The sequence below is a fragment of the Pseudomonas sp. ANT_H4 genome, assembly GCF_008369295.1.
Lineage (GTDB): Bacteria > Pseudomonadota > Gammaproteobacteria > Pseudomonadales > Pseudomonadaceae > Aquipseudomonas.
The window spans coordinates 1-25,472 of sequence record NZ_VOBG01000017.1; the positions used below are offsets into that span (position 1 = coordinate 1).

A 25,472-nucleotide genomic window follows, 5' to 3' on the forward strand; every position below is an offset into this window, starting at 1 on the left:
TGAACGCCTACCGCAAGCTACTTCGGTAGAAGACTTCGAAGCCTTGCTGCCGTGGAACTGCTCGCCAGAAATGCCACGGTAACCATTAAGCCCATCGTTTGGTATGTGGGGTTTATGAGGCGCTTACGCTGGTCGCGCCACTGGTGGCTTTTGTATTCCTGTTAGTTGGCGCCGCGTTCCTGCAAAACAGCGTCGGCTCGCGCCAAGTGCTGTTGCTGGTGGTCGGCGCGGCGCTGGGTTTGACGCTTTATCACGCAGCCTTCGGTTTTACGTCGGCCTGGCGGGTGTTCATCAATGATCGGCGTGGCGCGGGTTTGCGTGCGCAAATGGTGATGCTGGCGGTGGCGGTGCTGCTGTTCTTCCCTGCACTGGGGGCGGGCACTCTGTTCGGTCAGCCAGTGGTCGGGTTGGTGGCGCCGGCCGGGATTTCGGTGGTGTTCGGTGCGTTCATTTTCGGCATCGGCATGCAGTTGGGCGGCGGATGTGCGTCAGGCACCTTGTTCACCGTGGGCGGCGGTAATGCGCGCATGCTGGTGACCTTGTTCTTCTTTATCTGCGGTTCGTTGATCGCCACTCACCACGTTGACTGGTGGTTTTCTCTGCCCTCGTTCCCGGCGACTTCCATCGTCAAAAGTTTCGGCGTGGTTCCGGCATTGCTCGTGAGCCTGGCCGTGTTCGGGATGATTGCGGCTGTGACCGTACGGCTGGAAAAGGGCCGTCATGGGCAGCTTGAAAAGGGCGTGACCAGCGAGCACCAAGGTCTGCGCCGCTTCTTGCGCGGGCCGTGGCCATTGGTATGGGGTGCAATTGGATTGGCCCTGCTCAACTACGCCACTCTGGCGCTGGCCGGGCGGCCGTGGGGCATTACTTCGGCGTTCGCGCTGTGGGGCGCCAAGGCTGCTAGCGGGTTGGGCGTCGATGTCGGCAGTTGGGTGTTCTGGCAGATCCCGGGTAATGCCAAAGCCCTGGCCGCGCCGGTGTGGGAAGACATCACCAGCGTCATGGACATCGGCATCATCCTCGGTGCGCTATTGGCCGCAGGCTTGGCCGGGCGTTTTGCACCCAACCTGAAAATTCCGGCCCGTTCGCTGTTCGCGGCGGTGATTGGTGGCCTGCTGCTCGGTTATGGTTCGCGCCTGGCATACGGTTGCAACATCGGCGCGTACTTCAGTGGCATCGCCTCGGGCAGCCTGCATGGCTGGCTGTGGTTAGTGGCTGCGTTTATCGGTAATAGCGTGGGCGTGCGTCTGCGGCCGTTTTTCTTTGGGGCCGAGCGTCGGTAATTGGCGTTGGGCGGTTGCTGAGAAATCTGCGGCTGGCAGCCGATAAACCTCGACTGCCGGCCTTGGTACTGTTCTACGGGATCAAAGAGCATGGGCTTCCCGAGGCATACATCAGTCCCCTCGAAACGAGCGCTGCCAAGATCGATGCCGATGCACTAAGAACCGAGAAGAATTTCGCCCTTACTAATGCCGGCTAACCAGTCAATCAAGACCTTACAAGCTGAGTAGAAAAACATGAATCGTCGTAAAAAAATAAAGCAGCTATTAAAGGCTCACGCCAAAAAGGCTAGTGCCAAATTGGCACCGCCAAGCAAGTCTAAATACATTAGTAAAGCTGACCAATTGAAACTAGCTGCTGAATCCAGTCACGACTCAATCATTTCCTCTGAGAGCTGATCTTAGGTATTGCGATGGCACGTACCGCGAGAACGCGGCCGAACAATGCAGTCAACGTCGCTCTCTTCGGGTGCTGGACGCTGCAAATTCCACTACGAAGGGAGGTTTAGGTCATTTCGTATGGTTCGCGGCAACCCAGGCACCTTCGACATATACGCCCGTTTGAGCACGGACTGTCCCCTTTAGTCCGTTAACCGCTATGCGGCAAGCTCGACGTAGCTTGACTCCCCTCCTCCAGTCGCGCCCGACAACCAACCCCATATGAAGGTCAGAGTGGTACGTCCTGCGTGATCAACGCCTACCTTGCCACGAGACCAGCCGGCAAGAATCTCGCCATCCGTAGTTAAGCACTGATAAAGAAGCTCAATGGTATCGGGGCCTGTTGCACGCCCGACTTGATTACCCATGCGGATCCGGCCGCCTTGGTAAGTGCCCGAAATGGCATTTTCCTCGACATGGTAATGAAATACTGTGCCTGCACCGGATAGCCCGTGGGTGTTGTCCGCTACCGTAAATCGGCGATTGTTCAAACGCTCGCTGATTTGAGAAAAGGGGGTTTCCATAAATGTCGCGTCCTTTAGTCGAGATGTTCCATTCCAGCCTTCGATTATCTTAAGCCATTTTTTCGCGACTGCAGAAAGCGCTGCTTTGGCTATCTCTGAAGCTGCGAACCCACGACGATAAAAAGCAAGATGGGTTCACCTCCGACCAAAAAAGGGGCACTGTTCGTTCTGCATGGTGGACTCCATCTTGTATCCAAGCTGGAGTCCTCTAAAGCAAGCCGTGGCCAACGGCTAAACAGTCAATGAATACAGGCTTTGGCCAGACTAAAGAACGTTGGCATCTCAGGTAAAGCCCCCTAATGAAACAGTAAGGCCTGCTTTCGGTGCAGCATGGAGAACCCATACGGTTGCAGGTGGCGCGATACCGGCCTATGTTCCAGACAGTGCATTGTCTGCAACCACCACCCGCAGGCTGCTGTCGATCCAATACGATTACCCCCGTAGTGAGGTAAAGACATGCCGAACGATTCCCGCCCCGCCGTGCTCGAACTGATCGGTAATACGCCGCTGGTGCGTGTCAGCCGTTTCGATACTGGCCCGTGCACCCTGTTCCTCAAGCTCGAATCCCAGAACCCCGGCGGCTCGATCAAGGATCGCATCGGCCTGGCGATGATCGATGCCGCCGAGCGCGATGGTCGGCTGCGCCCCGGCGGCACCATCGTCGAGGCCACCGCTGGCAACACCGGGCTGGGCCTGGCCCTGGTGGGCCGGGCCAAGGGTTATCGAGTGGTGCTGGTGGTACCGGACAAAATGTCCACGGAAAAAGTCCTGCACCTCAAGGCCATGGGCGCCGAGGTGCACATTACCCGCTCCGACGTCGGTAAGGGCCATCCCGAATACTACCAGGACGTGGCGGCGCGGATGGCGCGGGGCATTCCCGACGCATTTTTCGCCGACCAGTTCAATAACCCGGCCAACCCGCTGGCCCACGAGACCAGCACCGCGCCGGAGATCTGGGCGCAGACTCAGCATGACCTGGACGCTATCGTCGTCGGTGTCGGCTCAGCCGGCACGCTAACCGGGCTGACCCGCTTCTTCAAACGCGTGCAACCGAACCTGGCCATGGTACTGGCCGACCCGGTGGGTTCAGTGGTTGCCGAATACAGCCGCAGCGCCACCCTCGGCACGCCAGGTTCATGGGCGGTAGAAGGCATCGGCGAAGACTTCATTCCGTCGATTGCCGACCTGTCCAGTGTGCGCCAGGCCTACTCCATCAGCGACGAAGAAAGCTTCGACCATGCCCGCCAACTGTTGCGCGCCGAAGGCATTCTCGGCGGCTCTTCCACCGGCACCCTCCTCGCCGCCGCACTGCGTTACTGCCGCGAGCAAACCGAGCCCAAGCGTGTTGTGACCTTCGTCTGCGACACCGGCACTCGCTACCTGTCCAAGGTCTACAACGACCAATGGATGAACGATCAGGGGCTGTTGCAGTACAAGCACTACGGCGACCTGCGCGACCTGATCGCCCGGCGCTTCGAGGATGGCCGGGTGATCAGCGTAGGCCCGGACGACACCCTGCTCACCGCCTTTCAGCGCATGCGCCTGGCGGATGTTTCGCAACTGCCAGTGCTGGTGGACGGCCAGCGGCTGGTAGGCGTGATCGACGAGTCAGACATCTTGCTCGGCATCCACCACGACGCCTCGCACTTTCACATGACCGTGGCCAGCGCCATGACCAACACCCTGCAAACCCTGGCCCCCAGCGCCAGCCTGGCGCAACTGCAGGCAGAACTGGACCGCGGCCTGGTGGCAATCATCGCCGACGCTACAGGCTTCCATGGCCTGATTACCCGCGTCGACCTGCTTAATCATTTACGGAGATCCCTTGCATGAGTCAGCACGATAAAAGCGCCTTCGCCACCCGCGTCATCCACGCAGGGCAAACGCCAGACCCCACCACCGGCGCGCTGATGCCGCCGATCTACGCCAACTCCACCTATTTGCAAGAGAGCCCCGGCGTGCACAAGGGTTTTGACTACGGTCGCTCCCACAACCCCACGCGCTTTGCCCTGGAGCATTGCGTGGCCGACCTTGAGGGCGGCACCCAGGCCTTCGCCTTTGCTTCCGGGCTGGCGGCGATTTCCACCGTGCTTGAGCTGCTTGATGCAGGCTCGCATATCGTCTCCGGCAATGACCTGTACGGCGGCACCTTCCGCCTGTTCGACAAGGTGCGCCAACGCAGCGCCGGGCATCACTTCAGCTTCGTCGACCTGACGGACCTGGCGGTTTTCGAAGCATCATTGCAGGCCGACACGCGCATGGTCTGGGTCGAAACACCGAGCAATCCCCTGCTGAGCCTCACCGACCTTGGCGCCATCTCACGCATCTGCCGCGACCGGGGCATCCTCTGTGTCGCCGACAACACCTTTGCCAGCCCGTGGATTCAACGCCCGCTGGAACTAGGCTTCGACATCGTGGTGCACTCGACCACCAAGTACCTTAACGGCCACTCCGACGTCATCGGTGGCATCGCGATAGTCGGACAAAACCCGGAACTGGCCGAGCGTCTGGGCTTCCTGCAAAACTCGGTGGGCGCCATCGCCGGCCCCTTCGACGCGTTCCTCACCCTGCGCGGGGTCAAGACCCTGGCGCTGCGCATGGAGCGCCACTGCAGCAACGCCCTGGAACTGGCGCAATGGCTGGAGCAGCAGCCGCAGGTAGCACGCGTCTACTATCCGGGCCTGCCTTCGCACCCGCAGCACGTACTGGCTCGCCGGCAGATGCGCGGCTTCGGCGGGATGATTTCGGTGGACCTGAACAGCGATTTGGCCGGGGTCCGGCGCTTCCTCGAAAACGTCAAGATCTTCGCCTTGGCCGAGAGCCTGGGCGGCGTGGAAAGCTTGATCGAACATCCAGCTATCATGACCCATGCCAGCATCCCGGCCGAAACCAGGGCGCAGTTGGGCATCGGCGATGGGTTGGTGCGGTTGTCGGTGGGCGTGGAAGCGGTTGAGGATTTGCGGACGGACTTGGCTCAGGCACTGGCACGGATCTGAGGGATGGTTGAAGGCTGCCTTTATTGAGGGGCGGCTTTCGGCCAGAAGCGGATACTCGGACAAGATTCGAGGGCACCATAAATCCAAACAAAAAAGAGTAGTGGACATGAAATAGGAGTTTACCCTCCGAACTGCACAACCAGGAGATGGCCAAGCTATTTTCCATGCCACTCGGCAATCGGTTGCCGAGCTGTCGAACGGACTGAAGACGGTGAGCAACTCGGTCGATTCAAAGTGCGCAGTTTGATGCGTGAGCTTGATTTAGTCAGTAAACAACCCGGCTCACATACCTATAAACGAGCGACAGTAGAAAGACTCGATATCCCAAACACCTTGAACCGAGAGTTTGATGTGCCGGCTTCCAATCAAGTCTGGTGTGGAGACATTACCTACATTTGGGTGCAAGGAAGGTGGCATTACTTGGCCGTCGTCCTGGATCTTTGTACGCGCCGGATAGTGGGTTGGGCGCTGTCGGAAAAACCGGACGCCTAACTCGTGATCCGGGCCCTGCATATGGCCTACGAGCAGCGTGGCAGACCTTCGGATCTGCTGTTCCACTCGGATCAAGGATCGCAATATGCAAGCCGGTTATTTCGCCAGCGGTTGTGACGATACCGCATACGTCAGAGCATGAGTCGCCGGGGAAATTGCTGGGACAATGCGCCGATGGAGCGGGTATTCCGGAGTTTGAAAACTGAATGGATACCGACCTTAGGTTATAGAGCTACGCAGGAAGCACAGCGCGACATAAGCCATTTTTTTATGCATCGGTACAACTGGATTCGACCGCATCAGTTCAACGGCGGGCTGGCGCCAGCGTGGGCCGAGGAAAAACTCAACATCGTGTCCGGGGTTAGTTGGCCACTACATCTGGAATGCAAAGGGAGAGGATATCTTGAACAAGATACAGCGAGCCCGAGAGGCAATGGCCTTGCAGGCTAATGGGTAAATTATTTCGAGAACAGCACACTATTGCAAACAGGATCACCTAAGTTACGGAAGGCCAACCTTTGTACCGATTTCAATAGAAAAAAACAATTTCCGTAAGACCTCTCATGCTTATCGGGTCAAAATATATGGCATATTTTTTCTTAAAGGTAATACCATGAACAGAAAAATTGATCGTCAAACCCACTCCTTGGGCAGGTCGTTGAAGTTCATGACCTACAACCCATTATCATTCTCTCAAAATATTCATCATGAACTTAGTTTGTTGGTTCGCGATGCACTGACCGAACTGGGAGTTCCAGACCGCTTATTGCACGATTTTGACTCACACTCAACCATAGCTATTGATATGAATGAAGAGCGATCTATTAATATTTCACTGGTCGACGATCGCCTCTTCATTTGGTCATTTATCCCGATTAGCGAAGAGCTATTAATAGACAATTCCAAGAGCATCATACCCGTCATTACAACCGCAATGGAGCACATTGAAACGGGCCACTTAACGCTAGGTAAATGCAATGATGGCTTCGAATTAAAAGCGTTAGTTAATCCGCTTGCATTAGTTGAAAACAAACTCAGCCAAGTCATCTATAACTTCCATAGCGCACTGAAGATAATATCTAACCACCGATGAAAGAGGATATTTAATGCTGGAAATTAAAGTCAATCACATCGCTCAGGTCAGCGTACACCAAGCAGAACAGCAGGATAAACCACCATCACTACCGGTTAAAACTATAAAAAATTCCCCAAGCATGATGCGTTTCAAAGAGACCGCACAATTCATAATAGAAATGATGCCAAGAAAAAATTATGGGGAAGCAGGTGCTAGCCAAAAGTACTGGCTGGAAATTAAAGATCCAAAGCATCGCGATCGTATTTCGCTGAACGGCCTTGATGCACAGTCCGGTGCATTAAGTGCATGGTTGGAAGACGTTAATAACAAGACTGGGCTATTCCAATGGATTGATCAACATCCCGATGTTGAAATCAATACGCTCAAGAATAAACCTAAGCACCCTCTATCTCTGGATGTCGGCTATATCAATTATCTGTCCCCAGACCAGGCCACTGACTATTGGGTAACTATTTCACAAGGTGAATGGAAAACCGGGAATAAATTATTGAATACGACACATCTACCAAGCAAGGCCGGGATGGAGGGCCACGCTGCTATCGTTATCCATCGCGACGGAAATATCTTTGTTCACCCGTATGAAAAAGGGAAATGGCAACATACTTCGACGACAGAAGGTAAGCCGGTTTTATCAGCGGGTATGATACTCATTGAGCAAGGAAAAGCGAAATCATTTTATCTGGATTCCGGCCACTATATGCCGCAGCGACCTCAACTCGAACATCTTTTAGCTCGATTGGCGGCACAAGGCGTCAATATCAACGAACTCGATATCCACGCCAAGCATATCGCGCAGAATGATATAAAAGCACTAGTGAGGCAGTATTCTCGCTAACTCTGCTGCTTACCAAGAAGGCACCTAATAATACAAATCCAATCAACTCAACTATATTTATCAAGGATATAGGCAATGACCCAAATCCATGCATTGCATCGTTCTACCTCTATTATACCGACTGAGCAAAGTCATCAGCGCAATCAGACCCTAAAGGTACAGGCGGTGCACAACACTCAAAACTCGCCGATGCGCAGAACGCTGGACGCCTATGGTATAGATGATAATCGGAGAAGGTTAAGCCAGCTAAATCAGGAGAAGTATCATGTATTGGTTAAAAAAGACCGCTCAGGCACCCCTGATTTAACCCACGGCGCCTATGTATCTAAACAGGGTGAAGATGACTATGGCAACTTTAACTGGTTAAATCCAAAGGGCCTGATGAAATATCAAACCAAAGATGTCGCTGTTATCACCTTTACGAATAAAGATCAGCTAACACAGCTCAGCGATACCTACTCGGAGACTCCCTTGCCGGATTTTCTCATTAGGACACTCAATGCAGAAGCCTGTCTGGATACTCATCTTTATCGCCGGAATGCGAGTCTGGCTCAGTTTATCTCGCCGATCGATCACACGCAGCATGGCTATCTCATTAGCCCCAATACACCGTACTGTGATGCAAAAGTGTTAGATACCTATGTCAATGCTCCCGAGACACTCAAAAATAGCAAACATGGCATCATTTTGTGTACCTACGCGATTCATCCGGGATCCAGTCCTCGTTTCTGGAGGCGCGACATCATCAATCTGGCTCCGAAAGGCTTGAAGCAAGCCAGCAGACACCACAAAAGACGATCGATAAAAAAACACAGATTGACTCCTTGACCAGCATTTTAAGTTTAAAACAAGAACATCTTCCGCAGCTCGAAAAATTGCGGCAAGGGACATTGCAACATCTTCGAAATGTCTATGCTGTAGATGAACATGGTAATACCAGAATGTTCTTTCATTTTCCCGTCGCAGAAAAAACCGCCACGCTCCACTTGCACACTTGGGTTAACAAAGGCGATCATCCGCTAAATGAGCCTAGGTCTTTCGATCTCGATACGATTATTGCGCAACTTAAGTCTGGAAAAGAGATCAGCGATCTTGTCCTTAACCGAAATGAAGGATCCTATTTTTTACCTACCTCGGATTCCATTAAGAATATTAGCGGCATTCCATTTAAAGGTGTGCACGACAATATTCTAAACCTGCCCTTGTAATCGATTATGCCCGTTCTTTTGCACGTTGCAGTACGATCAGGCAGGCCTTAGCTACTGAGCGCAGCCAACGTACCTGAAACTTGCAGTATGACAATTACAGGAGATAACTAATGATTTCAATTCAGGCATTACAGCGTTCTGCTGCGACTATGCCCGCTGACTCGGGTCACTCACGCCATCAGACCCTGGATGTACAGGCAGTACGTAACTCTCAGGTCAACCTGAAGCAACACGAAAGCTCTGCGATCCGCAGAACATTGGATGTTTATGGTATAGATGATAATCGGAAAACCCTGAGCCAGCTAAATCAAGACAAATATCATGTATTGATCAAACAAAACAAATCAGGTACCGCCGACTTGACCCATGGCGTCTATATATCCAAACAATCTGAAGACGACTATGGCAGTTTTAGATGGCTAAACCCAAAAGGTTTGCAAAAATATCAAACTAACGACCTGGCTCAGGTAACACTGACAACAACAAACCTGGCACAACTCCAGGAAACATACAAAAATACAAATGCCACCCAATTTTTGGTTGAACTGCTACGCGGTAACAGTCGAGAACCAGGCGACAAGGTATATAATGAGGTGTATAAAGAAAATCCTAATATCTTCCATTACTCTGCCCCATTGGGAACGGGTAATGGGTTTCTAATTTACCCGAATATTCCCTACATGTCGCAAACCTACACCGCTGGACAAATCACGGATTTGGCTACTAGGTCAGAAGGCATCCAGCTGACGGCCTGGGCCGTTCACCCTACAGTGCCACATGATTTAATCCAGGAAATTAATGGTGATCTTTCAATAGGAAAAACACCGACTAACCAGAAGGAAGAGCTAAATCAACATCGCGCTGAGTTAACATCAGGCGCGAAATCATTAACTTCTATATTGGATTTAGAGCAGGGTGATGTCGGGATGCTGGAAAAACTAAAGCTGGATAGCTTTCAGCATTTAGTTGATATCTACGGGGTATCTGCTGAAAAAGACAAGGTTAATTTATTTTTCCATTTCCCGGTAGCACCTTCAACTGCTACCTTGCATCTGCATATTTGGGTAAACAAAGGGGATCATCCCTTAAATTAGTCGCGCGCATTTGGCATTGACGAGGTCATTCAGCATTTAAAACAGGGTGAAAGTATCGATAAATTGATATTGTCCCGAAACGATGGGCAATTTATATTGCCAACCAAAGATATGTTACACAAGATTAAAGGCATGCCTGAAAGTAAAACGCCAATGCCTGCCGATTATAGCGAACTTAAGCTCCCTATCGGCGTTGGTGAATCAATAAGGTAAGGTCGCAGGCTCCCTTACCCACTGAAATTCAGGCGGCTAAGGATGTTCTGAAGTAGCCGGATATTTTCTGGCTATCGAGCCGCCAGCAATTTTCAAAAAAAGACGCATGTCGAAACTTGATCCAACCTCTTCATTTTTCAGCCCTCCGGGCCACAGAAAAGCGCTTCGCAGCAGCCATTTACTGCGCACGCCAACAAGTATCGGCGTGCCATCCACAGGTTCGACAGCGCGAACAACAAATGCCGCCCGTGAGTGCCCGCTTCTGACCGAAAGTAGCCCTTCACAACAGGCAGCAATCGGCCAAAAGCAATCATTCAAACGGTCTCAGCAGGAATGCTAGTTAAAATATCCACTAAGCGCCCAGGAAAACCTCCCGCCGCGATGACGCTGCCCGATAATCGAGTAACACCACTTGCCTTGGCCTCAGCGAGTGAGCTTTACAACCTGTGCTTCATTCAGGCTGCTTTACGAGTTTGGGCGACACGGCTTGGACTGATGTCCTGGCCAGCAGGTAATAGAGAACACCAGGCACCACTAACCCCACAATCCAGGAAATATCCACACCGCCGAGCTGCGCGACCATCGGCCCGGAGTAGAAGTGGCTGTCGACGAAGGGCAGTTGAATCAATACGCCGGCGGCATACACGCTGATCCCCAATACATTCCAGCGACCGTAGCGACCTTGTGGGTCGGATAATGCCTTGATGTCATAACGGCCCTTGTTGATGAAGTAGTAATCCACCAGGTTGATCGCGCTCCAGGGCGTGAAGAAGGTCAGCAGGAACAGGATGAAGTACTTGAAGGTGTTAAGGAACGAGTCCTGGCCCAACAGGGCGAAGGTGGTGGACGCCGCGACAATCACCAGCACAAACACCATGCGCTGTCTGGCGGTGATTTCAAGGCGACTCCTGAAGCCACTAAGGATGGTGGCAATGCACATAAAGCTGCCGTAGGCATTGAGGGTCGACACCGTGACCTTGCCGAAGATGATGCTCAAATACAGCAAGGAGGCCATCACGCCGGTACTGCCCAGGCCGACGATGGTGGCCACTTCATGACCGCGGAAATTCGCACCCGCCAACGCCGCAGCGAACACCCCCAACACCATGGACGCCTGGGCGCCCACGACCGTGCCAAGGCCGACGGCGGTGAAGGTCTTCCAGGACGAGGTCTTGCTCGGCAGGTAGCGTGAGTAGTCGGCTACATAGGGGCCAAAGGCGATCTGCCAGGACGCGGAGAGCGACACCGCCAGCAGGAAGGAACTCCAGCCGAAGTGGCGGTTCTCCAGCAACAGGCCGATATCGTTGAGCGTTATCAACCGGGTAAACAGATAGGCGAAGGCAATAATGCCCAGCACGCTGGCCACCTTCCCCACCAGGTGGATGACCCGGTAACCGAAGATGGTCAGAAACGCGATGCCGGCAGAGAACATCAGGATGCCGGTGCTATCGCTGACATCGATCAACTGAGCAATGGCCTGCCCCGACAGGACCGCACCGGTGGCGCTGAAGCCGAGATACATCAGGCACACCAGCACAATCGGGATCGCCGCACCATAGACGCCAAACTGCACGCGACTGGAGATCATCTGCGGCAGTCCAAGCTTGGGCCCTTGTGCGGCGTGCAAAGCAACCACCGCACCGCCAAACAGCTGGCCAATCAGCAAGCCGATAAGTGACCAGAACACATCGCCGCCCAGTACTACGGCCAGGGCGCCGGTGACGATCGCCGTGATCTGCAGGTTGGCGCCGAGCCACAGGGTGAACTGGCTGTACAGACTGCCGTGGCGCTCGGCCTCGGGAATGTAATCGATCGAACGGGTCTCGATCAGCGAACTTCGCTGCTGACTATCGCAGGCCTTGGTCATAACGGTGCTTTCCTTTAAGGGGCAGACGGGTGTTTTTGTTGTTAGAAGGTCTTGCTGGCGCTGGCCACGACGGTAGCGTTACAGGTGTCGTCGAAGCCGGTAAAGCTCAAGCACTCTTCTTTTGAGAGATCGGTGTCGATATAGCTCAGCGCCCAGTTCACGCCGACAAACTCACGGCTGAGTTTGATTTCCCAGTTGTAGTAGTCGGCGCGACTTTTGCCGTTCTCCTTGAAAAATACGTCGTCCTTATAGTCGACGTATTCATAGCGTGCTTCCAGGCCAAACTCGGAGGGCAGTACGGTGCGGTAGCCAATCAGTATCGAAGATAGGTCTTCATCTTTTTTGCCCTTGTGGAAGTTGCCTTCCTCATCTTCGTAGTCAGGGCCTTTCATGTTCTTGACGTATTTGCCGCCGAGCAGGACGCCGTACACATCAAGGAGGGTCCGGATGTCGCTCTGGTTGTATCCGCTTTCACGGGGAAATTCGTACTGAGTGTAGAAGGTGTCCAGGCTGATGTTGTCGTTGATCTGCCAGAAGTAGCCTGCGAAATAATCGATCTCCTGGCGCGCTTTCGAGCCGTAGCCAAAGTTGACATTCGAGGTCCAGATGCCAGCGTACAAACCGCTGGAGTGGCTAAGGGTTACCGCCAGTTGCGCGGCAGGGTCGCCCAGGGTTTGCGAGAGTCCGCTGACGCGATAGTCAGTGGTCAGCGCTGGCGTGATGATGAGCTCGAAGTTGTCATTGAGCTCCAGGGCCTGGGCGCTTATCAGTGGCGTCAGGGCGAGACCGGCCAGCATGAAGATGGAAAGTGCTTTCATGGGGTTTCTCTTATTGTTATGGAGTTTTGTGGGGTATTTCAGGCACAGCAGTGCCCAGCGCCGCGCAGAGAGCGGCGTCAGGCAGGTTGCTTGGCGTAAGGGGTCAGGCGTCGGGGGCGTAGACCTGCTTGCCGGCGAAGAAGGTTTTCAGGACCTTGGTTTCGTACAGATCATCGTCACTGACGTTGAACACATCCCGATCGAGGACGATCAGATCAGCCTGTTTGCCGGGCTCCAAGGAACCAATCTGCTTATCCAGACGCAGGGTTTTGGCCGCGTTGATGGTGTAGGCATAGAACATGCTCTGGCGATCAATGCTTTCCTTGGCATTCAGCACGCCCAATGGACCTTTGCGAGTGCTGGCCTGAGCAATGGCGTTCCATGGGTTGGGGCTCGACACCGGCCAGTCACTGGCGCCCGCGATGATTGCGCCCGCGTCATGCAGCGACCTGGCGGGGTATTGGTAGCCGTAGGCAAACGCGCTGATATAAGGCTTTACCAGCGCTTCGGTATAACTCTCGCTGGTGGCCCACAGCAGTTGCATGGAGGCGATGACGCCGAGCTCCTTGAAGCGCGGGAACTCTTTTGGATTGACCAGTTGCAGGTGGCTGATGCTATGGGCCATTGGCACAGGATTTAGCTTGCGCGCGTATTCAAAGCCGTTGAGTGCTTCACGTACGGCACGGTCGCCGACCGCGTGCACGTGCACGATCCAGTCGCGCTTTTCAGCCGCGACCACCAGTTCGCCAAAATGCTCCGGTTCGATCAACAACTGCCCGTTTTTATTGCTGTTCTTGTAAGGGACGATGACGGCTGCGGTCTGTCCTGGAAACTCCAGAACGCCGTCGCCAAATATCTTGATACCAGGGAACGTCAGATTGGGCACGCCCTCGAATTTTTTCACCACCTTGGCCAGGACTTCCAGGTCAGCCGGCTTGCTCTTGGAGTTGGTCAGCATCAAGGCGGCGACGTGGGCGCTGAGTTCGCCGCTCTCTGCCAGTTCACGGTAGAACGGCAGTACGCCGTAACTCTGCTCCGTTGCGGTGAAGTCGAACAGCGAGTCGGAACCGCCAGCGTTCGACGCGGCATCCATCCAGGCGGTGACGCCATAACCATTATTGACTTTCACCGCTTCGCGGGCGGCCTTCATCATGGTTGCTTTGGTTGGCGTTGGAATCTGGCTGCGTACCTGGTCCCAGACAGACTCGGCAAAATAACCGGTGGGGGTAAAGTCTTTTTCATGGCCCACATAGGCACGCTCGTTTTCTGGCAGGCCTTTGACCCTGGCAGCGTCGATTTTTACCCGTTTGAGCATGGCGTTGTTGGCCCAGCCGGTGTGACCGTCAATACCGCTCAGCACCAGCGGCTGGTCGGCCCAGCGGCCCTGGTTGAAAATCTTGCCCAGGTCACGGCTTTTATCCCAATAGGCCGAGCTGGTGCCGGCAATAACAATGACGTCCCCGGCGCGTGCGTTACCGGCTTTATCCTGTTCGATGATCCATTGCTCAAGCTCGGGCAACGGTTTTTCCTCATCCAGCAGTGTGGCCCCCAGACCGTCGAAGGCCGCCACCACCGGGTGGCTGTGGGTGTCAATCATGCCCGGCATCAAGACCTTGCCGGCAAGATCGATCCGTTGAGTTTGTGCATCAGCGAGTGCGTTGATCTGTGCATCGGTGCCAACTTCAAGAATTTTGCCGTTTTCCACCGCAACGGCTTGAACCAGGCCTTGACCGGGGACACCGGTAAAGATCTTGCCATTGGTGAGTACCAGATCGGCAGCGGCCATGGCTTGCAGCGAGGAATAGGCCAGTGCAGCAGCCAACACGCTTGGAATAAATCGTTGCATCGAAACCCCTTATTGTTTTTATTGGGCTAGCGACGAGATGAGTGAGTCCTCGCTACGCATCGCCGATTACGACTCACACGGGTATGAGCCTGTGCCGTACAACCCCTCAATATGCAAGGCACACCATATAGAGCGCAGGAGTCGTATGGACCTCTGCAAATGAGGAGGGTGAGGCAATTAGTTGGAGGCCCAGGCCGCCGCAATTAATCGCGGCGCGTAGCATCCGCAGGTGGGGTCGGCGATCGCAGGGCCGAACCGAGCTCCACCTTGCTCTTGACGCCGAGTTGCAAGTAGCAGTTGCGCAGATAGGTGCGCACTGTCGCAGGACTCAGCACAAGGATTTTGGCAATTTCCTTGTAGGAATGGCCGGCGGCGAACAGCAGGGCTACCGTTCTCTCGCGCGGTGCAAGCACCGCGCCGCGCGACTGCACTTCGAGTGACAGGATCACATGCTCTGCGTTAGGGCACAGTGTCAGTGCAGAGCGGCCCAGGCGTATCACGCAGGGAGCCTTTTGCAGTTGCGCGATCACCTCTGCGGGAAGGACTGAGCCATTCCACCCGGGCAACTCGCGCTGGATTGCTGCGCACAGCCTTGCCCCCACGTACAGCAGACTGCCGTCCATACGTGCGACACCGAAGTCTGTCACCCCGTTGTCGGTGTCGAACCGAATCATGTCTTGCACCTGGAATCGCCACAATTGCAAAAGATGGTCGCAAAAGGCCGAAAACAAATCAGCTTCGCTGTCATTGAACGCCGGTGCATGCATGCCACGATAGAGACAGACGAAGAACATCAAGCCGCTTTCGGGCAACTCGAAGGTGATGCACATCAAGTGGTAAAGATCGTGGCGCCGTGCAAACTCGTTCACCTCCTCGCAGGGGTCGGTGTACTCACTTGCGCGCACGACCTCACCTGGTTGAGTCAACGTGTCATGGGAGAAGCTGTCACTGCTCGCCACCTTGTGCCATTCGCTGGCAAACGACTCGGGCAGATCAATACGCCCATGCATCCAGCTTTTTGGGGGAATACTGGCATCTGACACAGACATCTCGCCCCACCACGCTGAAACGAAGGGCACCAGTTGGCGAAATACCTGCAGGCCGTCTGCAATGAAATGAGACCCGCCACGCTCTCGAGCGAGACGAGCAAGCTGGAGTACGCAAAGATTGAATGCTTTCAGCGTTCCCATCGACGTCCTTGCTCCGGACTCATCACCTCCCAACATCGTTCTGGTCTCAGCTGTTATATGCCCTGTTATTTTTCGACCTTGCCATAGGCAGAGCAATCGCGTCCAGCCCGAACATGATCCCACTCGTACATAGCCTTTACGTGGTTCGCACCGGGGCATGAAGGTTAACCGTCGGTCGAGAAAGATCATGACAGGGACCTCTACAAAATCTCGTGATCTAGTATCAATGCAAGTTCGGCTGGAGATCACTCCATGTCACTGGATAAAGAACGAAAATCTGAGCGCCGCAAGGAGACCCGGCTGTTCGTCTTTCTTGTCGCCTGCCTCTTTCCGTTGCTGTCAGTCGCTATCGTCGGCAGTTACGGTTTTATCATCTGGTTTTCCCAAATGCTCTACGGGCCACCCAGCTGACAGCCCTTCTCCTGAAATCTCCTGGAGCCAGCGCATGGACGAAGCCCTGCATATCGCCAGCCTGGTAGTACTTGCCCGGCCTGAATATTTTGACGCGGTTAAAGCAAACCTGCGCCTGTTGGACGGCCTGGAGTTGCATCAGGAAAGTGCTGCCGGAAAACTGGTGGTGGTACTTGAGGCCACACACGAAAACCAGATACTGCAACGCATCGAACAGATCAATAGCATGCCGGGCGTACTCAACGCCGCGTTGATCTATCACGAACTCCTCGACCCCGCAGGAGATATCGAATGAGTATGACGCGCCGCGAGTTCACCAAGGCCCAGGCCGCCGCCATTGCAGCCGCCGCTGCCGGCCTGCCGTTTTTTACCACCGCCAGTAACCTGGTGACTGAAGCGGACATGGTCACCCTGGACTGGAACAAGGCGCCGTGCCGTTTCTGCGGCACCGGTTGCAGCGTGATGGTCGCGACCAGGGATAACCTGGTGGTCGCCACCCATGGCGACGTCAAGGCAGAGGTCAATCGCGGGCTGAACTGCGTGAAGGGCTATTTTCTTTCAAAGATCATGTATGGCGTCGATCGCCTGACCCAACCGCTTTTACGCATGACGAATGGCCAGTACGACAAGCAGGGCGAATTCCAGGCGATTAGCTGGGAGAAGGCCTTCGACATTATGGAAACGAAATTCAAGGAAGCCTTGAAGAGCAAAGGCCCCGAATCGGTAGGCATGTTCGGCTCGGGGCAATGGACCGTGTGGGAAGGCTATGCCGCCAACAAGCTGATGAAGGGCGGTTTTCGCAGCAACAACATCGACCCCAACGCTCGCCACTGCATGGCCTCGGCGGCGATGGGCTTCATGCGAACCTTTGGCATGGATGAGCCGATGGGGTGCTACGACGACATCGAAGCCACCGATGCCTTCGTGCTCTGGGGCTCGAACATGGCCGAGATGCACCCGGTGCTCTGGAGCAGGGTCACCGACCGGCGCCTGAGCCAGCCTCACGTGAAAGTGGCGGTGCTGTCCACCTTCGAGCACCGCAGTTTCGAGCTGGCCGACATCCCCATGGTGTTCAAGCCGCAAACCGACCTGATGATCCTCAACTACATCGCCAATCACATCATTGAAAGCGGCGCGGTGAACCAGGACTTCATCACTAAACACACCCGGTTCGCCAAAGGCGCTGACGACATCGGCTACGGCCTGCGCCCTGACGATCCGCGGGAAATGAAGGCAAAAAATGCCGGCAAGGCCAACACCTGGACTGATATTTCCTTCGAACAATATGCCGCCTTCGTCAAGCCTTACACCCTGGAGCGAACCGCCAGGGAAACCGGAGTTCCGGCTGAACGGCTCAAGGCCCTGGCCGAGCTGTATGCCGACCCCAAGCGCAAGATCGTGTCGTTCTGGACCATGGGGTTCAACCAGCACACCCGTGGCGTCTGGGCCAACAACCTGATCTACAACATCCACCTGCTCACGGGCAAGATCAGCGAGCCGGGCAACAGCCCTTTTTCGTTGACCGGACAGCCGTCGGCCTGTGGAACGGCGCGCGAAGTCGGGACGTTCTCCCACCGGTTGCCCGCCGACATGGTCGTGACCAACCCCAAGCACCGCGCCATCGCCGAAAAAATCTGGAAGCTGCCCGCTGGCACCATTCAGGAGAAGCCTGGTTTTCACGCGGTAGAACAGAGCCGCATGCTCAAGGACGGCGTGCTCAACGTTTACTGGACCCTGGCCAGTAACAATATGCACGCTGGGGCCAACATCATGCAGGAGGTCCTGCCGGGTTGGCGCAACCCGGATAACTTCGTGATTGTCTCCGATGTCTACCCCACCGTTTCTGCTCAAGCCGCCGACCTGATCCTGCCTAGCGCCATGTGGGTGGAAAAGGAAGGCGCCTTTGGCAACGCCGAGCGGCGTACGCAATTCTGGCATCAGTTGGTGACCGCGCCGGGAGACGCCAAATCGGACCTGTGGCAATTGCTGGAGTTTTCCAAGCGTTTCACCACCGATGAAACCTGGCCCGCCGAGTTACTGGCCAAGACGCCTGAGCACAAGGGCAAGACCCTGTTCGAGGTGCTGTACAAGAATGGCCAGGTCGACCAGTTCCCGGTCGAGCAAATGGAAGCCGGATACAAAAACGATGAAGCCGAGGCCTTTGGCTTCTACCTGCAAAAAGGCTTGTTCGAAGAGTACGCCCAGTTCGGTCGCGGCCACGGTCATGACCTTGCCACATTCGATCGCTACCACAGCGAACGAGGTCTGCGCTGGCCGGTGGTCGACGGCAAGGAAACCCGCTGGCGTTACCGCGAGGGGCTGGACCCCTATGTGGAGAAAGGCAGCGAGGTGCAGTTCTACGGCTACCCCGACAAGAAGGCGATCATCTTCGCCCTCCCCTACGAGCCGCCAGCCGAAGCCCCGGATGCCGACTATCCGTTCTGGCTAAGCACCGGGCGCGTCCTCGAACACTGGCACACCGGCACCATGACCCAACGCGTCGAAGAACTGCACAAAGCGGTGCCGGACGCGCTGGTCTACATGCACCCCGAAGATGCCAAGGCATTGAAGGCACGGCGCGGCAGTGAAGTGAAATTGATCAGCCGGCGCGGTGAAATCCGTGCACGCATCGAAACTCGCGGGCGTAACAAACCCCCTCAAGGGCTGGTATTCGTGCCGTTTTTCGATGCCAACAAGTTGATCAACAAGGTCACGCTCGATGCCACCGACCCGATATCCAAGCAGACCGACTACAAAAAATGCGCGATACGAATTGAGTTGATCAGCGTGGCCTGAGGAGAACCGTCATGCCTTTTCGAATCCTGCCGTTGCTCCTGCTCGCCGCGATTGGCGTGGTGATCGCTGCAGAAATCGACTACCCCCTCGATGCGTCCGGGCCGGATGGGCGTCGACCCGGCGGCACCTTGACTCAAAGCATGCCGGCCCCGCCCATTGCCAACGATGAAAACAAGGACCTGAAGCGCGAACGCAACTACCCCGACCAGCCTCCCACCATCGCCCACAGCATTCGCGGTTATCAGATCGACAAGAACGGCAACAAATGCCTTTCCTGTCACAGCCGTGCCAACAGCGCGCGGAGCCAGGCGACGATGATCAGCATCACCCACTACATGGACCGCGACGGCCAGGCGCTGGCGGCGGTTTCACCGCGCCGGTACTTCTGTAACCAATGCCATGTGACGCAAAAAGACGTGCAACCCCTGGTGGGCAACAACTTCGAGACCATCGACAAAATACTGCAGGACGACGCCAACGCTGCACAGAAACCATGAGGAGGCAACATGAAAGCACTGTTCGCCCTGCTTAAGGATTACTGGGGCATCCTGTGTCGTCCGAGCATCTACTACAGCCTGGGCTTTCTAACGCTTGGGGGTTTTGTTGCCGGGATTATTTTCTGGGGCGGATTCAACACCGCGCTTGAGCTGAGCAATACCGAGAAATTCTGCATCTCCTGTCATGAGATGCGGGACAACGTATTCGTCGAGTTGAAAGACACGATTCACTACACCAACCGTTCCGGCGTGCGCGCCAGTTGCCCAGACTGCCACGTCCCCCACGAATGGCCCCATAAAATTGCGCGCAAGATGCAGGCTTCGAAGGAGGTGTGGGGCAAAATTTTCGGCACCATTGATACGCGCGATAAATTTCTTACCCTGCGTCGCGAACTGGCCGAACATGAGTGGGCCAGGCTCAAGGCCAACGACTCTCGCGAGTGCCGCAACTGCCACAACTTCGACTTCATGGACTTCACCCGCCAGAGCAAGCGCGCCGCGGCCATGCACTCGACGTCTCTGGCCAGCGGTGAGGCCACCTGCATCGACTGCCACAAGGGCATCGCTCACAAGCTGCCGGATATGAGCGGAGTGAAAGGCTGGTAACGCCTGTCTGCGCGGCTGACCTGGCCAAGAGTGGACGACGCCGGTTAGGTCCGCCCGGCGTATTCGATCAGAAGCGGTAGCGTCACCACAAACTCGCTTCCTTTACCGTCCCCCTCGCTCATGCCGGTCACAGTGCCACCGTGAGCTTCGACCAGCTCCCGAACTACGGTCAACCCAATGCCCAAGCCGGCCCCGTTGAAACCTATGGCGTGTGCGTCTTGAACATAAGGGTCAAAAATAAAAGGGAGTGCTTTAGCCGTAACGCCGATTCCATTGTCGGAAATACTTATCCTCAAAACGTCGGTTTCTACGGTTACAGACAGCTTGATTCTGCCGTTGGCTGGCGTGTATTTGGCCGCATTGGCCAGAAGGTTTTGGAGAATCTGAGCCAGGCGTCCTGGGTCACCACTCACCATCAAGACACCATCGGGAAGATGGGCGTCGAAATGCTGCTTTTGCGCAACCATCACAGGGCCGCACGCATCAATAGCGCCACTCAGAATTTTCATCATGTCGACATCGCAGCGATTGATTCGCAGCTTGCCAGTGCTGGCGCGGGAGACATCGAGCAGATCATCGACCAGCTGTGAAATATGCTGTACCTGGCTCTCGATCAACTCACGCATCCGCGGCAGCTGATCGCTAGGCAGTCGTACCATACGTTCTGCAATCATGCTGATGGGTGTTAGTGGGTTTCGCAGCTCATGGGCCACCATCGCAAGTATGCTTTTCTGCTGGCTCAGTGCGAGCTCGGCGGTAGCCTGAAGGTCTTGAGCGCTGAGCGCAGCGATGACCAGTTGCGCGTTTGCCTCGCGCAGTTCCTGGTACAAACGCTGCTCCTCCACGTGAGGGGGTGTTACAGCGTCTGATTGCGCCAGGAGCATCGCCAACACCAACTGCTGATTGGCCTCGATCACTTGCTCGACCTGCTGGGTATCCACCAACCGGCTGCTGGCGTCGCTTAACTGCTTTTGCAGTGCGGCTAATATGGCGCGCGCTTCAACAGTTTTTTGGCCCAGAAGGAAGAGTTCGTGAGCGGCACTGGCCACCTCACGCTCATTCTTGTCGTCGATTTTACTCATGCGTTATGCTCAAATATTTTATCTCCTGTGCATACCACACCTAAACTCCCTGTTGTTGGTCGACCACCGAGCAAGCCCTCCTGATCCGGCAGCATTTCGCCGACCTGTAGGCCATTATCGTCGATGTGATACTGGCGCAACTCATCGGAGTGGGCGCTGGCGCGCACCTTGACCACGGCCATGATCCGCAACAAACGGCTCTGTACTTCAATATAGCGCTGGACGATGATCGCGTCGGTGAGAAACGCCGTGCCATAAGGACTGAAACGCAGGTCGGTGTAGCGGTCTTCCAGCTCCGAGGTCATCAACACGCTGACCCCGACACGGGTCAACGCGGTGACCATGCGCGACAGCGACTCACGGAAGTCTTCACGGAAAGTTGGCGCCAACGCCAGTTCAAAGCCCGACAACGAGTCGATCACCACACGAGTAGCTTTCAGTCGGGTGATCTCGCTGATCAGCAAGTGAACGATTTCGTCAATGGATAAGTCTGGTGCCCGGCTATCCACCAAGCCTACCTTGCCGCTCTTGATCAAATTGGCCAGCGTGGCGTTTTGCGAGTGGTTGGGGCGTTGTTCGAATACCGCGATCACACCGGTTTCGCCATTGCGCGCGCCTTCAGCCAGGAAGGTCGCCGCCAGAATACTTTTGCCCGAGCCCGACGGCCCGGCCACCAGCAACGAATAACCTCTAGGCAAGCCACCGCCGAGCATCTCGTCAACCTTCGGCACACCCACGCTCAGGCGACTGATCGGGAACTTCAGCCGCGTTTCAGCCGGGCTGAGTACTGCGGGTGCAAAAACCTTGATCCCGGAAGTTGCAATGCGAAAGGTGTGCAGGCCTGGCAATGTCGGCTGGCCACGCATCTTCATGATTTCCATCTTACGCACCATCGAGTTGCGCTCAACGCTCTGACGCAGCCAGATCAGGCCGTCGGCCACGGTAAAAATCGGGTTCGTATCGGTTTCGGTGAAATACTCACCAATCAAGAAAGTCGTCGCCTGCCAGGAGGTCATCAACATACCCAGTTGCTGAACGAACTGCGGCAGGTTGTTGTTGGGGTTGTCCTGAGTCTGGCTGGCCAGCACCACCGAGCGGAACGAATCGACAAACACCAGCGACGGAGAGTGAGCCTCCACCTCACTGACGATGCGCCGCAATACCTCGTCCAGATTCCCAGCCAGGGTATCGTCGGCCAGGTTGATATAGCGAATCGATTGGTTGATCGCTTCGCTGTCGAAAAAGTCGAATTGCTGCTGATAACGCAGCATCTTCAGCGGCGGCTCGCCGAGTACGGTAAAGAACAGCGCGGGGCGTTCAGGCGTCGCAAGGGCAAACATCATCTGATGCGCCAGGGTGGTCTTGCCGCAGCCAGGGGGGCCAGCGATCAGGTTGAACGAAAACTCTGGCAATCCTCCGCCCAGCACCTCGTCCAATCCTGGCACGCCGGTGGCCAGGCGGTTGATAGTCACTTTGGTGCTCATGGCGTTTTTTCCTGCGAAGGGGTGTCGCTCAAAGAGAGTTCCCACACGCCACGAAGCAAACGGGCAGTGAGAGATGGCCCAATCAGCGAGGTCAGTAACTCGTAAAACGTCGTCAGCAGCACTTCACCGAAAAACAGTGCATCGACTTCGCTTTGCTTGACCAGTACGGATTTAAGGGCAATCAGGTCCAGCACGGCCTGCGCACTGTCGTAAGTGCGGGCCAGTCGGGGATGGGTAGAGGCGCACAGATGGAAGCTGCGGCGATACAGCGCGACAACCCCTGGCTGGCCGATGATGGGCGCAAGTGCTGCGTCCATATCCTGCAATATCGAAACGATCGCATCGGCGATTCTTGCAATATCAGCGCTGGGTCCAACACGGTGCGCCAGAGAAGCTACGATCTGGCGGCTCTCTTCGCTTAGCGTGGGCATGACTGCCTAATATCTGATGGACAGAGCCTGATGGTACACCCTATAGCGAGTTACCGAGACGCAGTCTGACGCTGCATTGCAAACATACCCGTTGATGGTGGCGTAATGGCCATGTTTGTAAGGCAGTCTAATTGTCTGCTTTGGGTAACAAGGCACCTTGCATGCTTTGTTCGCTTCTGGCACTTGCGTTTCCAGAGGAAGAAACCTTGAAACAGGCTAAACCAACGGTTGGTGGCTGGTCACACAGTGGATACCGCCACCACCGGCCGAGACTGCGTCGATGTTGAGCTGCACCACATCACGGTCCGGGTAGAGTTCAGACAACAGATCAAAGGCTCTTGTATCTGCCGCCCTGTCACCAAACTCGGGCGCAATGACCGCCCCATTGATTACAAAATAATTGATGTAGCCAGCCGCAAAGTCCGGGTTGTTGTTGCTGAACGTGCTCTTACGCGGATTGAGCGGTGGCGACACGGTATGCACCTGTAGCTTGCGGCCATCGGCATCCGTGGCATTTTTGAGAATATCCAGGTGGGCCAGCGTCACTCTGTGGTCGTATGACTCGGGGTCGTTGTCGAGGTTGGCGATCACAACGCCTGGCTTGACGAACCGGGCGTAGAAATCGACGTGGGCATCAGTGATGTCCTTGCCTTTAATGCCAGGTAGCCAAATTATTTTGCGCAAGCCCAGGCGCGCGTTCAGCTCTTGCTCGACTTCGGCCTTGCTCCAGTCGGGGTTGCGATTGGTATTGATCCAGCTGCTTTCGGTCATGATCCCGGTTCCGTGACCATCGACTTCGATACCACCGTCCTCGCCCACCAACTCGCTACGCAGATAACGGGCATCCACGGTGCTGGCAACCAAAGCGGCCAACTGCGCATCCTCGCTATGCTGCTGTTTGTTGCCCCAGCCGTTGAAGTTGAAATCCACGGCGCTGAGCCCGCCTTCCCCATCGATGACAAAGTTGGCCCCGATATCGCACATCCATCGAGACCTGCTTAATGAACTCGCGACGAGTCGACATGTGTTGTTCCCTGAATGTTTGTTGCTATTACATGGTTTGCGAAGTCTGGACATCGGCCTGCATCCATTTCGCGGTGGCAATCGGCATCAACCCTCCAATAGCCATGCAGGCTGTTGCTGGGTGATGCAATGCACACCGCCGCCGCCATGCGCCAGATGATTGATCCGCACCGGCACCACCTCACGGCCCGGAAAGGCCTGACCCAAAACTTTGGCAGCCGCCTGGTCGGCATCAATGCCATAGGCCGGCATGATGATGGCGTCGTTGGCAATATAGAAGTTGGTGTAGGAGGCACAGAACACTTCAGCGTCGGTGTCCACGGCCTCGGAGGCTTCATACAACTCGATCAGGTCAAAATGTCGGCCCAGGGAATCAGTGGCCAGTTCAAGCGCGCGACGGTTTTCCCGGACAACTTCGGCATACACCGAACTCCTGTCGTGGGTGGCGTCCACCAGCAAAACCCCAGGGCGCGCGAACGCACACACGCCATCGACATGGCCATCAGTCATATCGCCAGTCACATAGTCCGGATCGCCCGGCAGCCAGATTGTTTTCTTCACGCCCAGAAGACGCGTAAAGATTTCCTCCATCTCAGCCTTGTTCATGCCCGGGTTGCGATTGGGGTTGAGCAGTACCGACTCGGTGGTGATCAGCGTGCCCTCGCCGTCGACATGAATGGCGCCGCCTTCGTTACTCAAGGGTGTGCCAAAGCACTGTACGCCCAGGTGGTTGAGTGCACGGCGCGCCAGGCTTTCATCCAAGTCATGCGCCGACTTGCCGCCCCACGCATTGAAACGCCAACTCACACCGGCCAAGCCTTGTTGCGGGTGGCAGACGAAGCTCGGGCCGGAGTCACGGCACCAACTGTCGTTCACTGCCAACTCGATCAGTTCGATGTTGGGTCCACATAACGCTTTGGCACTCGCGACAGCAGAGGGGTCGACAACCATTTTCACCGGTTCGAAACGGGCAATGGCGTTGGCCACGCGAGCGAAGTCCTCTTGCACCAGCGCCAATGTCACGCCCCAACCCGACTCCCAAAGAGCCTTGTTATGTGGCCAAACCATCCAGGTCGCGGCGTGCCTGACCCACTCTGCCGGCATCCACCAACCACTGTTTTGAATTTCATTCTGCGGCATGATAAAAAGCCCTTTAAGTTAAGTAATTGTGTTCAATGAAAACTGCCTTGGCGGTCTTGGCATGTATGCTACGGCTGTAAATACAGGGGGGACAAACGATGGATT

The 25,472-nt window shown here is 55.4% G+C and carries 23 protein-coding genes and 2 pseudogenes; 15 read left to right on the forward strand and 10 right to left on the reverse strand.

Annotated features, from left to right (window positions below):
• Positions 1-98: 98 nt before the first annotated feature.
• Both FQ182_RS20035 and FQ182_RS20040 read left to right on the forward strand, forming a co-directional pair.
• Positions 99-1,283: a YeeE/YedE family protein gene (locus FQ182_RS20035; RefSeq protein WP_149414554.1), complete on the forward strand. Its 1,185-nt coding sequence runs from the start codon at positions 99-101 to the stop codon at positions 1,281-1,283.
• A gap of 234 nt (positions 1,284-1,517) precedes the next feature.
• Positions 1,518-1,679 carry a DUF2986 domain-containing protein gene (locus tag FQ182_RS20040; RefSeq protein ID WP_133103395.1) on the forward strand — a complete coding sequence of 54 codons (162 nt, stop codon included), beginning with the start codon at positions 1,518-1,520 and terminating at the stop codon, positions 1,677-1,679.
• A gap of 197 nt (positions 1,680-1,876) precedes the next feature.
• Here FQ182_RS20040 and FQ182_RS20045 read toward each other — a convergent pair whose 3' ends face one another.
• Positions 1,877-2,242, reverse strand: a complete 366-nt coding sequence (locus FQ182_RS20045) for a hypothetical protein (RefSeq protein WP_149414553.1) — start codon at positions 2,240-2,242, stop codon at positions 1,877-1,879.
• 456 nt (positions 2,243-2,698) lie between these two features.
• On the opposite strand from FQ182_RS20045, the gene FQ182_RS20050 reads away from it, so the two are divergent.
• From FQ182_RS20050 to FQ182_RS20085, 8 genes and pseudogenes are all read left to right on the forward strand, one after another.
• Positions 2,699-4,075: a cystathionine beta-synthase gene (locus tag FQ182_RS20050; RefSeq protein ID WP_149414552.1), complete on the forward strand. Its 1,377-nt coding sequence runs from the start codon at positions 2,699-2,701 to the stop codon at positions 4,073-4,075.
• Complete coding sequence (locus tag FQ182_RS20055) at positions 4,072-5,238, forward strand: PLP-dependent aspartate aminotransferase family protein (protein WP_149414551.1); 1,167 nt, start codon at positions 4,072-4,074, stop codon at positions 5,236-5,238. The genes FQ182_RS20050 and FQ182_RS20055 overlap by 4 nt, the downstream gene beginning before the upstream one ends.
• Positions 5,239-5,442: 204 nt before the next feature.
• A pseudogene (locus FQ182_RS20065) lies at positions 5,443-6,096 on the forward strand (IS3 family transposase); the annotation flags it as partial.
• Between the two features lie 247 nt (positions 6,097-6,343).
• Positions 6,344-6,823 (forward strand): SPI-1 type III secretion system chaperone SpaK, encoded by a 480-nt coding sequence (locus tag FQ182_RS20070; RefSeq protein ID WP_149414550.1) that lies wholly within the window; start codon positions 6,344-6,346, stop codon positions 6,821-6,823.
• Positions 6,824-6,836: 13 nt separating this feature from the next.
• Positions 6,837-7,661 (forward strand): hypothetical protein, encoded by an 825-nt coding sequence (locus FQ182_RS20075; RefSeq protein WP_149414549.1) that lies wholly within the window; start codon positions 6,837-6,839, stop codon positions 7,659-7,661.
• Between the two features lie 75 nt (positions 7,662-7,736).
• The gene (locus FQ182_RS29845) at positions 7,737-8,489 is read left to right on the forward strand and encodes a hypothetical protein (RefSeq protein WP_178114492.1); all 753 of its coding nucleotides are present in this window, start codon (positions 7,737-7,739) and stop codon (positions 8,487-8,489) included.
• Positions 8,486-8,869 (forward strand): hypothetical protein, encoded by a 384-nt coding sequence (locus FQ182_RS20080; RefSeq protein ID WP_178114493.1) that lies wholly within the window; start codon positions 8,486-8,488, stop codon positions 8,867-8,869. Before FQ182_RS29845 ends, FQ182_RS20080 begins: the two co-directional genes overlap by 4 nt.
• 110 nt (positions 8,870-8,979) lie before the next feature.
• Positions 8,980-9,963: a hypothetical protein gene (locus FQ182_RS20085; protein WP_149414547.1), complete on the forward strand. Its 984-nt coding sequence runs from the start codon at positions 8,980-8,982 to the stop codon at positions 9,961-9,963.
• 664 nt (positions 9,964-10,627) lie between these two features.
• Here the strand turns inward: FQ182_RS20085 and FQ182_RS20090 are convergent.
• From FQ182_RS20090 to FQ182_RS20105, 4 genes are all read right to left on the reverse strand, one after another.
• Entirely contained in the window at positions 10,628-12,043 is a 1,416-nt protein-coding gene (locus FQ182_RS20090) for a cytosine permease (RefSeq protein WP_149414546.1), read from the reverse strand.
• Between the two features lie 41 nt (positions 12,044-12,084).
• The gene (locus tag FQ182_RS20095; protein WP_149414545.1) at positions 12,085-12,861 is read right to left on the reverse strand and encodes a TorF family putative porin; all 777 of its coding nucleotides are present in this window, start codon (positions 12,859-12,861) and stop codon (positions 12,085-12,087) included.
• 103 nt (positions 12,862-12,964) lie between these two features.
• A complete protein-coding gene (locus tag FQ182_RS20100) occupies positions 12,965-14,707 on the reverse strand; it encodes an amidohydrolase (RefSeq protein WP_149414544.1) in 1,743 nt (580 codons plus the stop codon).
• A gap of 203 nt (positions 14,708-14,910) precedes the next feature.
• Positions 14,911-15,933 (reverse strand): helix-turn-helix transcriptional regulator, encoded by a 1,023-nt coding sequence (locus FQ182_RS20105; protein ID WP_149414543.1) that lies wholly within the window; start codon positions 15,931-15,933, stop codon positions 14,911-14,913.
• 216 nt (positions 15,934-16,149) lie between these two features.
• Here FQ182_RS20105 and napE point away from each other — a divergent pair, with 216 nt between their 5' ends.
• Genes napE through FQ182_RS20130 form a run of 5 tightly spaced genes read left to right on the forward strand, consistent with a single transcriptional unit; the run spans position 16,150 to position 20,207 of the window.
• Entirely contained in the window at positions 16,150-16,308 is a 159-nt protein-coding gene (napE, locus tag FQ182_RS20110) for a periplasmic nitrate reductase, NapE protein (RefSeq protein WP_133103414.1), read from the forward strand.
• Positions 16,309-16,342: 34 nt separating this feature from the next.
• Entirely contained in the window at positions 16,343-16,603 is a 261-nt protein-coding gene (locus FQ182_RS20115; protein ID WP_133103415.1) for a chaperone NapD, read from the forward strand.
• Complete coding sequence (gene napA / locus FQ182_RS20120; protein ID WP_149414542.1) at positions 16,600-19,104, forward strand: nitrate reductase catalytic subunit NapA; 2,505 nt, start codon at positions 16,600-16,602, stop codon at positions 19,102-19,104. The genes FQ182_RS20115 and napA overlap by 4 nt, the downstream gene beginning before the upstream one ends.
• 11 nt (positions 19,105-19,115) lie before the next feature.
• On the forward strand, positions 19,116-19,601 hold the full coding sequence (locus FQ182_RS20125; protein WP_149414541.1) for a nitrate reductase cytochrome c-type subunit: 486 nt from the start codon (positions 19,116-19,118) through the stop codon (positions 19,599-19,601).
• 9 nt (positions 19,602-19,610) lie between these two features.
• Complete coding sequence (locus FQ182_RS20130; RefSeq protein WP_133103418.1) at positions 19,611-20,207, forward strand: cytochrome c3 family protein; 597 nt, start codon at positions 19,611-19,613, stop codon at positions 20,205-20,207.
• 44 nt (positions 20,208-20,251) lie between these two features.
• Here the strand turns inward: FQ182_RS20130 and FQ182_RS20135 are convergent, their stop codons facing one another.
• The 5 genes and pseudogenes from FQ182_RS20135 to FQ182_RS20155 form a co-directional block, all read right to left on the reverse strand.
• Positions 20,252-21,289, reverse strand: coding sequence for a HAMP domain-containing sensor histidine kinase (locus tag FQ182_RS20135; protein ID WP_149414540.1), 1,038 nt, complete (start codon positions 21,287-21,289; stop codon positions 20,252-20,254).
• The gene (locus tag FQ182_RS20140) at positions 21,286-22,773 is read right to left on the reverse strand and encodes an ATPase domain-containing protein (RefSeq protein ID WP_149414539.1); all 1,488 of its coding nucleotides are present in this window, start codon (positions 22,771-22,773) and stop codon (positions 21,286-21,288) included. The genes FQ182_RS20135 and FQ182_RS20140 overlap by 4 nt, the downstream gene beginning before the upstream one ends.
• On the reverse strand, positions 22,770-23,204 hold the full coding sequence (locus tag FQ182_RS20145; RefSeq protein WP_256666347.1) for a hypothetical protein: 435 nt from the start codon (positions 23,202-23,204) through the stop codon (positions 22,770-22,772). The genes FQ182_RS20140 and FQ182_RS20145 overlap by 4 nt, the downstream gene beginning before the upstream one ends.
• A 216-nt stretch (positions 23,205-23,420) precedes the next feature.
• Positions 23,421-24,191, reverse strand: a pseudogene (locus FQ182_RS20150) (agmatine/peptidylarginine deiminase); the annotation flags it as partial.
• 123 nt (positions 24,192-24,314) lie between these two features.
• A complete protein-coding gene (locus FQ182_RS20155) occupies positions 24,315-25,367 on the reverse strand; it encodes an agmatine/peptidylarginine deiminase (protein ID WP_149414538.1) in 1,053 nt (350 codons plus the stop codon).
• Positions 25,368-25,472: the final 105 nt, after the last annotated feature.

What these genes read in the sequence shown, in the direction of transcription:
- FQ182_RS20040 (WP_133103395.1), top strand. Translation starts at nt 1,518, where the DNA reads ATGAATCGTCGTAAAAAAATAAAGCAGCTATTAAAGGCTCACGCCAAA.
- FQ182_RS20045 (WP_149414553.1), bottom strand. Translation starts at nt 2,242, where the DNA reads ATGGAAACCCCCTTTTCTCAAATCAGCGAGCGTTTGAACAATCGCCGA.
- FQ182_RS20050 (WP_149414552.1), top strand. Translation starts at nt 2,699, where the DNA reads ATGCCGAACGATTCCCGCCCCGCCGTGCTCGAACTGATCGGTAATACG.
- FQ182_RS20055 (WP_149414551.1), top strand. Translation starts at nt 4,072, where the DNA reads ATGAGTCAGCACGATAAAAGCGCCTTCGCCACCCGCGTCATCCACGCA.
- FQ182_RS20070 (WP_149414550.1), top strand. Translation starts at nt 6,344, where the DNA reads ATGAACAGAAAAATTGATCGTCAAACCCACTCCTTGGGCAGGTCGTTG.
- FQ182_RS20075 (WP_149414549.1), top strand. Translation starts at nt 6,837, where the DNA reads ATGCTGGAAATTAAAGTCAATCACATCGCTCAGGTCAGCGTACACCAA.
- FQ182_RS29845 (WP_178114492.1), top strand. Translation starts at nt 7,737, where the DNA reads ATGACCCAAATCCATGCATTGCATCGTTCTACCTCTATTATACCGACT.
- FQ182_RS20085 (WP_149414547.1), top strand. Translation starts at nt 8,980, where the DNA reads ATGATTTCAATTCAGGCATTACAGCGTTCTGCTGCGACTATGCCCGCT.
- FQ182_RS20090 (WP_149414546.1), bottom strand. Translation starts at nt 12,043, where the DNA reads ATGACCAAGGCCTGCGATAGTCAGCAGCGAAGTTCGCTGATCGAGACC.
- FQ182_RS20095 (WP_149414545.1), bottom strand. Translation starts at nt 12,861, where the DNA reads ATGAAAGCACTTTCCATCTTCATGCTGGCCGGTCTCGCCCTGACGCCA.
- FQ182_RS20100 (WP_149414544.1), bottom strand. Translation starts at nt 14,707, where the DNA reads ATGCAACGATTTATTCCAAGCGTGTTGGCTGCTGCACTGGCCTATTCC.
- FQ182_RS20105 (WP_149414543.1), bottom strand. Translation starts at nt 15,933, where the DNA reads ATGTTGGGAGGTGATGAGTCCGGAGCAAGGACGTCGATGGGAACGCTG.
- napE (WP_133103414.1), top strand. Translation starts at nt 16,150, where the DNA reads ATGTCACTGGATAAAGAACGAAAATCTGAGCGCCGCAAGGAGACCCGG.
- FQ182_RS20115 (WP_133103415.1), top strand. Translation starts at nt 16,343, where the DNA reads ATGGACGAAGCCCTGCATATCGCCAGCCTGGTAGTACTTGCCCGGCCT.
- napA (WP_149414542.1), top strand. Translation starts at nt 16,600, where the DNA reads ATGAGTATGACGCGCCGCGAGTTCACCAAGGCCCAGGCCGCCGCCATT.
- FQ182_RS20125 (WP_149414541.1), top strand. Translation starts at nt 19,116, where the DNA reads ATGCCTTTTCGAATCCTGCCGTTGCTCCTGCTCGCCGCGATTGGCGTG.
- FQ182_RS20130 (WP_133103418.1), top strand. Translation starts at nt 19,611, where the DNA reads ATGAAAGCACTGTTCGCCCTGCTTAAGGATTACTGGGGCATCCTGTGT.
- FQ182_RS20135 (WP_149414540.1), bottom strand. Translation starts at nt 21,289, where the DNA reads ATGAGTAAAATCGACGACAAGAATGAGCGTGAGGTGGCCAGTGCCGCT.
- FQ182_RS20140 (WP_149414539.1), bottom strand. Translation starts at nt 22,773, where the DNA reads ATGAGCACCAAAGTGACTATCAACCGCCTGGCCACCGGCGTGCCAGGA.
- FQ182_RS20145 (WP_256666347.1), bottom strand. Translation starts at nt 23,204, where the DNA reads ATGCCCACGCTAAGCGAAGAGAGCCGCCAGATCGTAGCTTCTCTGGCG.
- FQ182_RS20155 (WP_149414538.1), bottom strand. Translation starts at nt 25,367, where the DNA reads ATGCCGCAGAATGAAATTCAAAACAGTGGTTGGTGGATGCCGGCAGAG.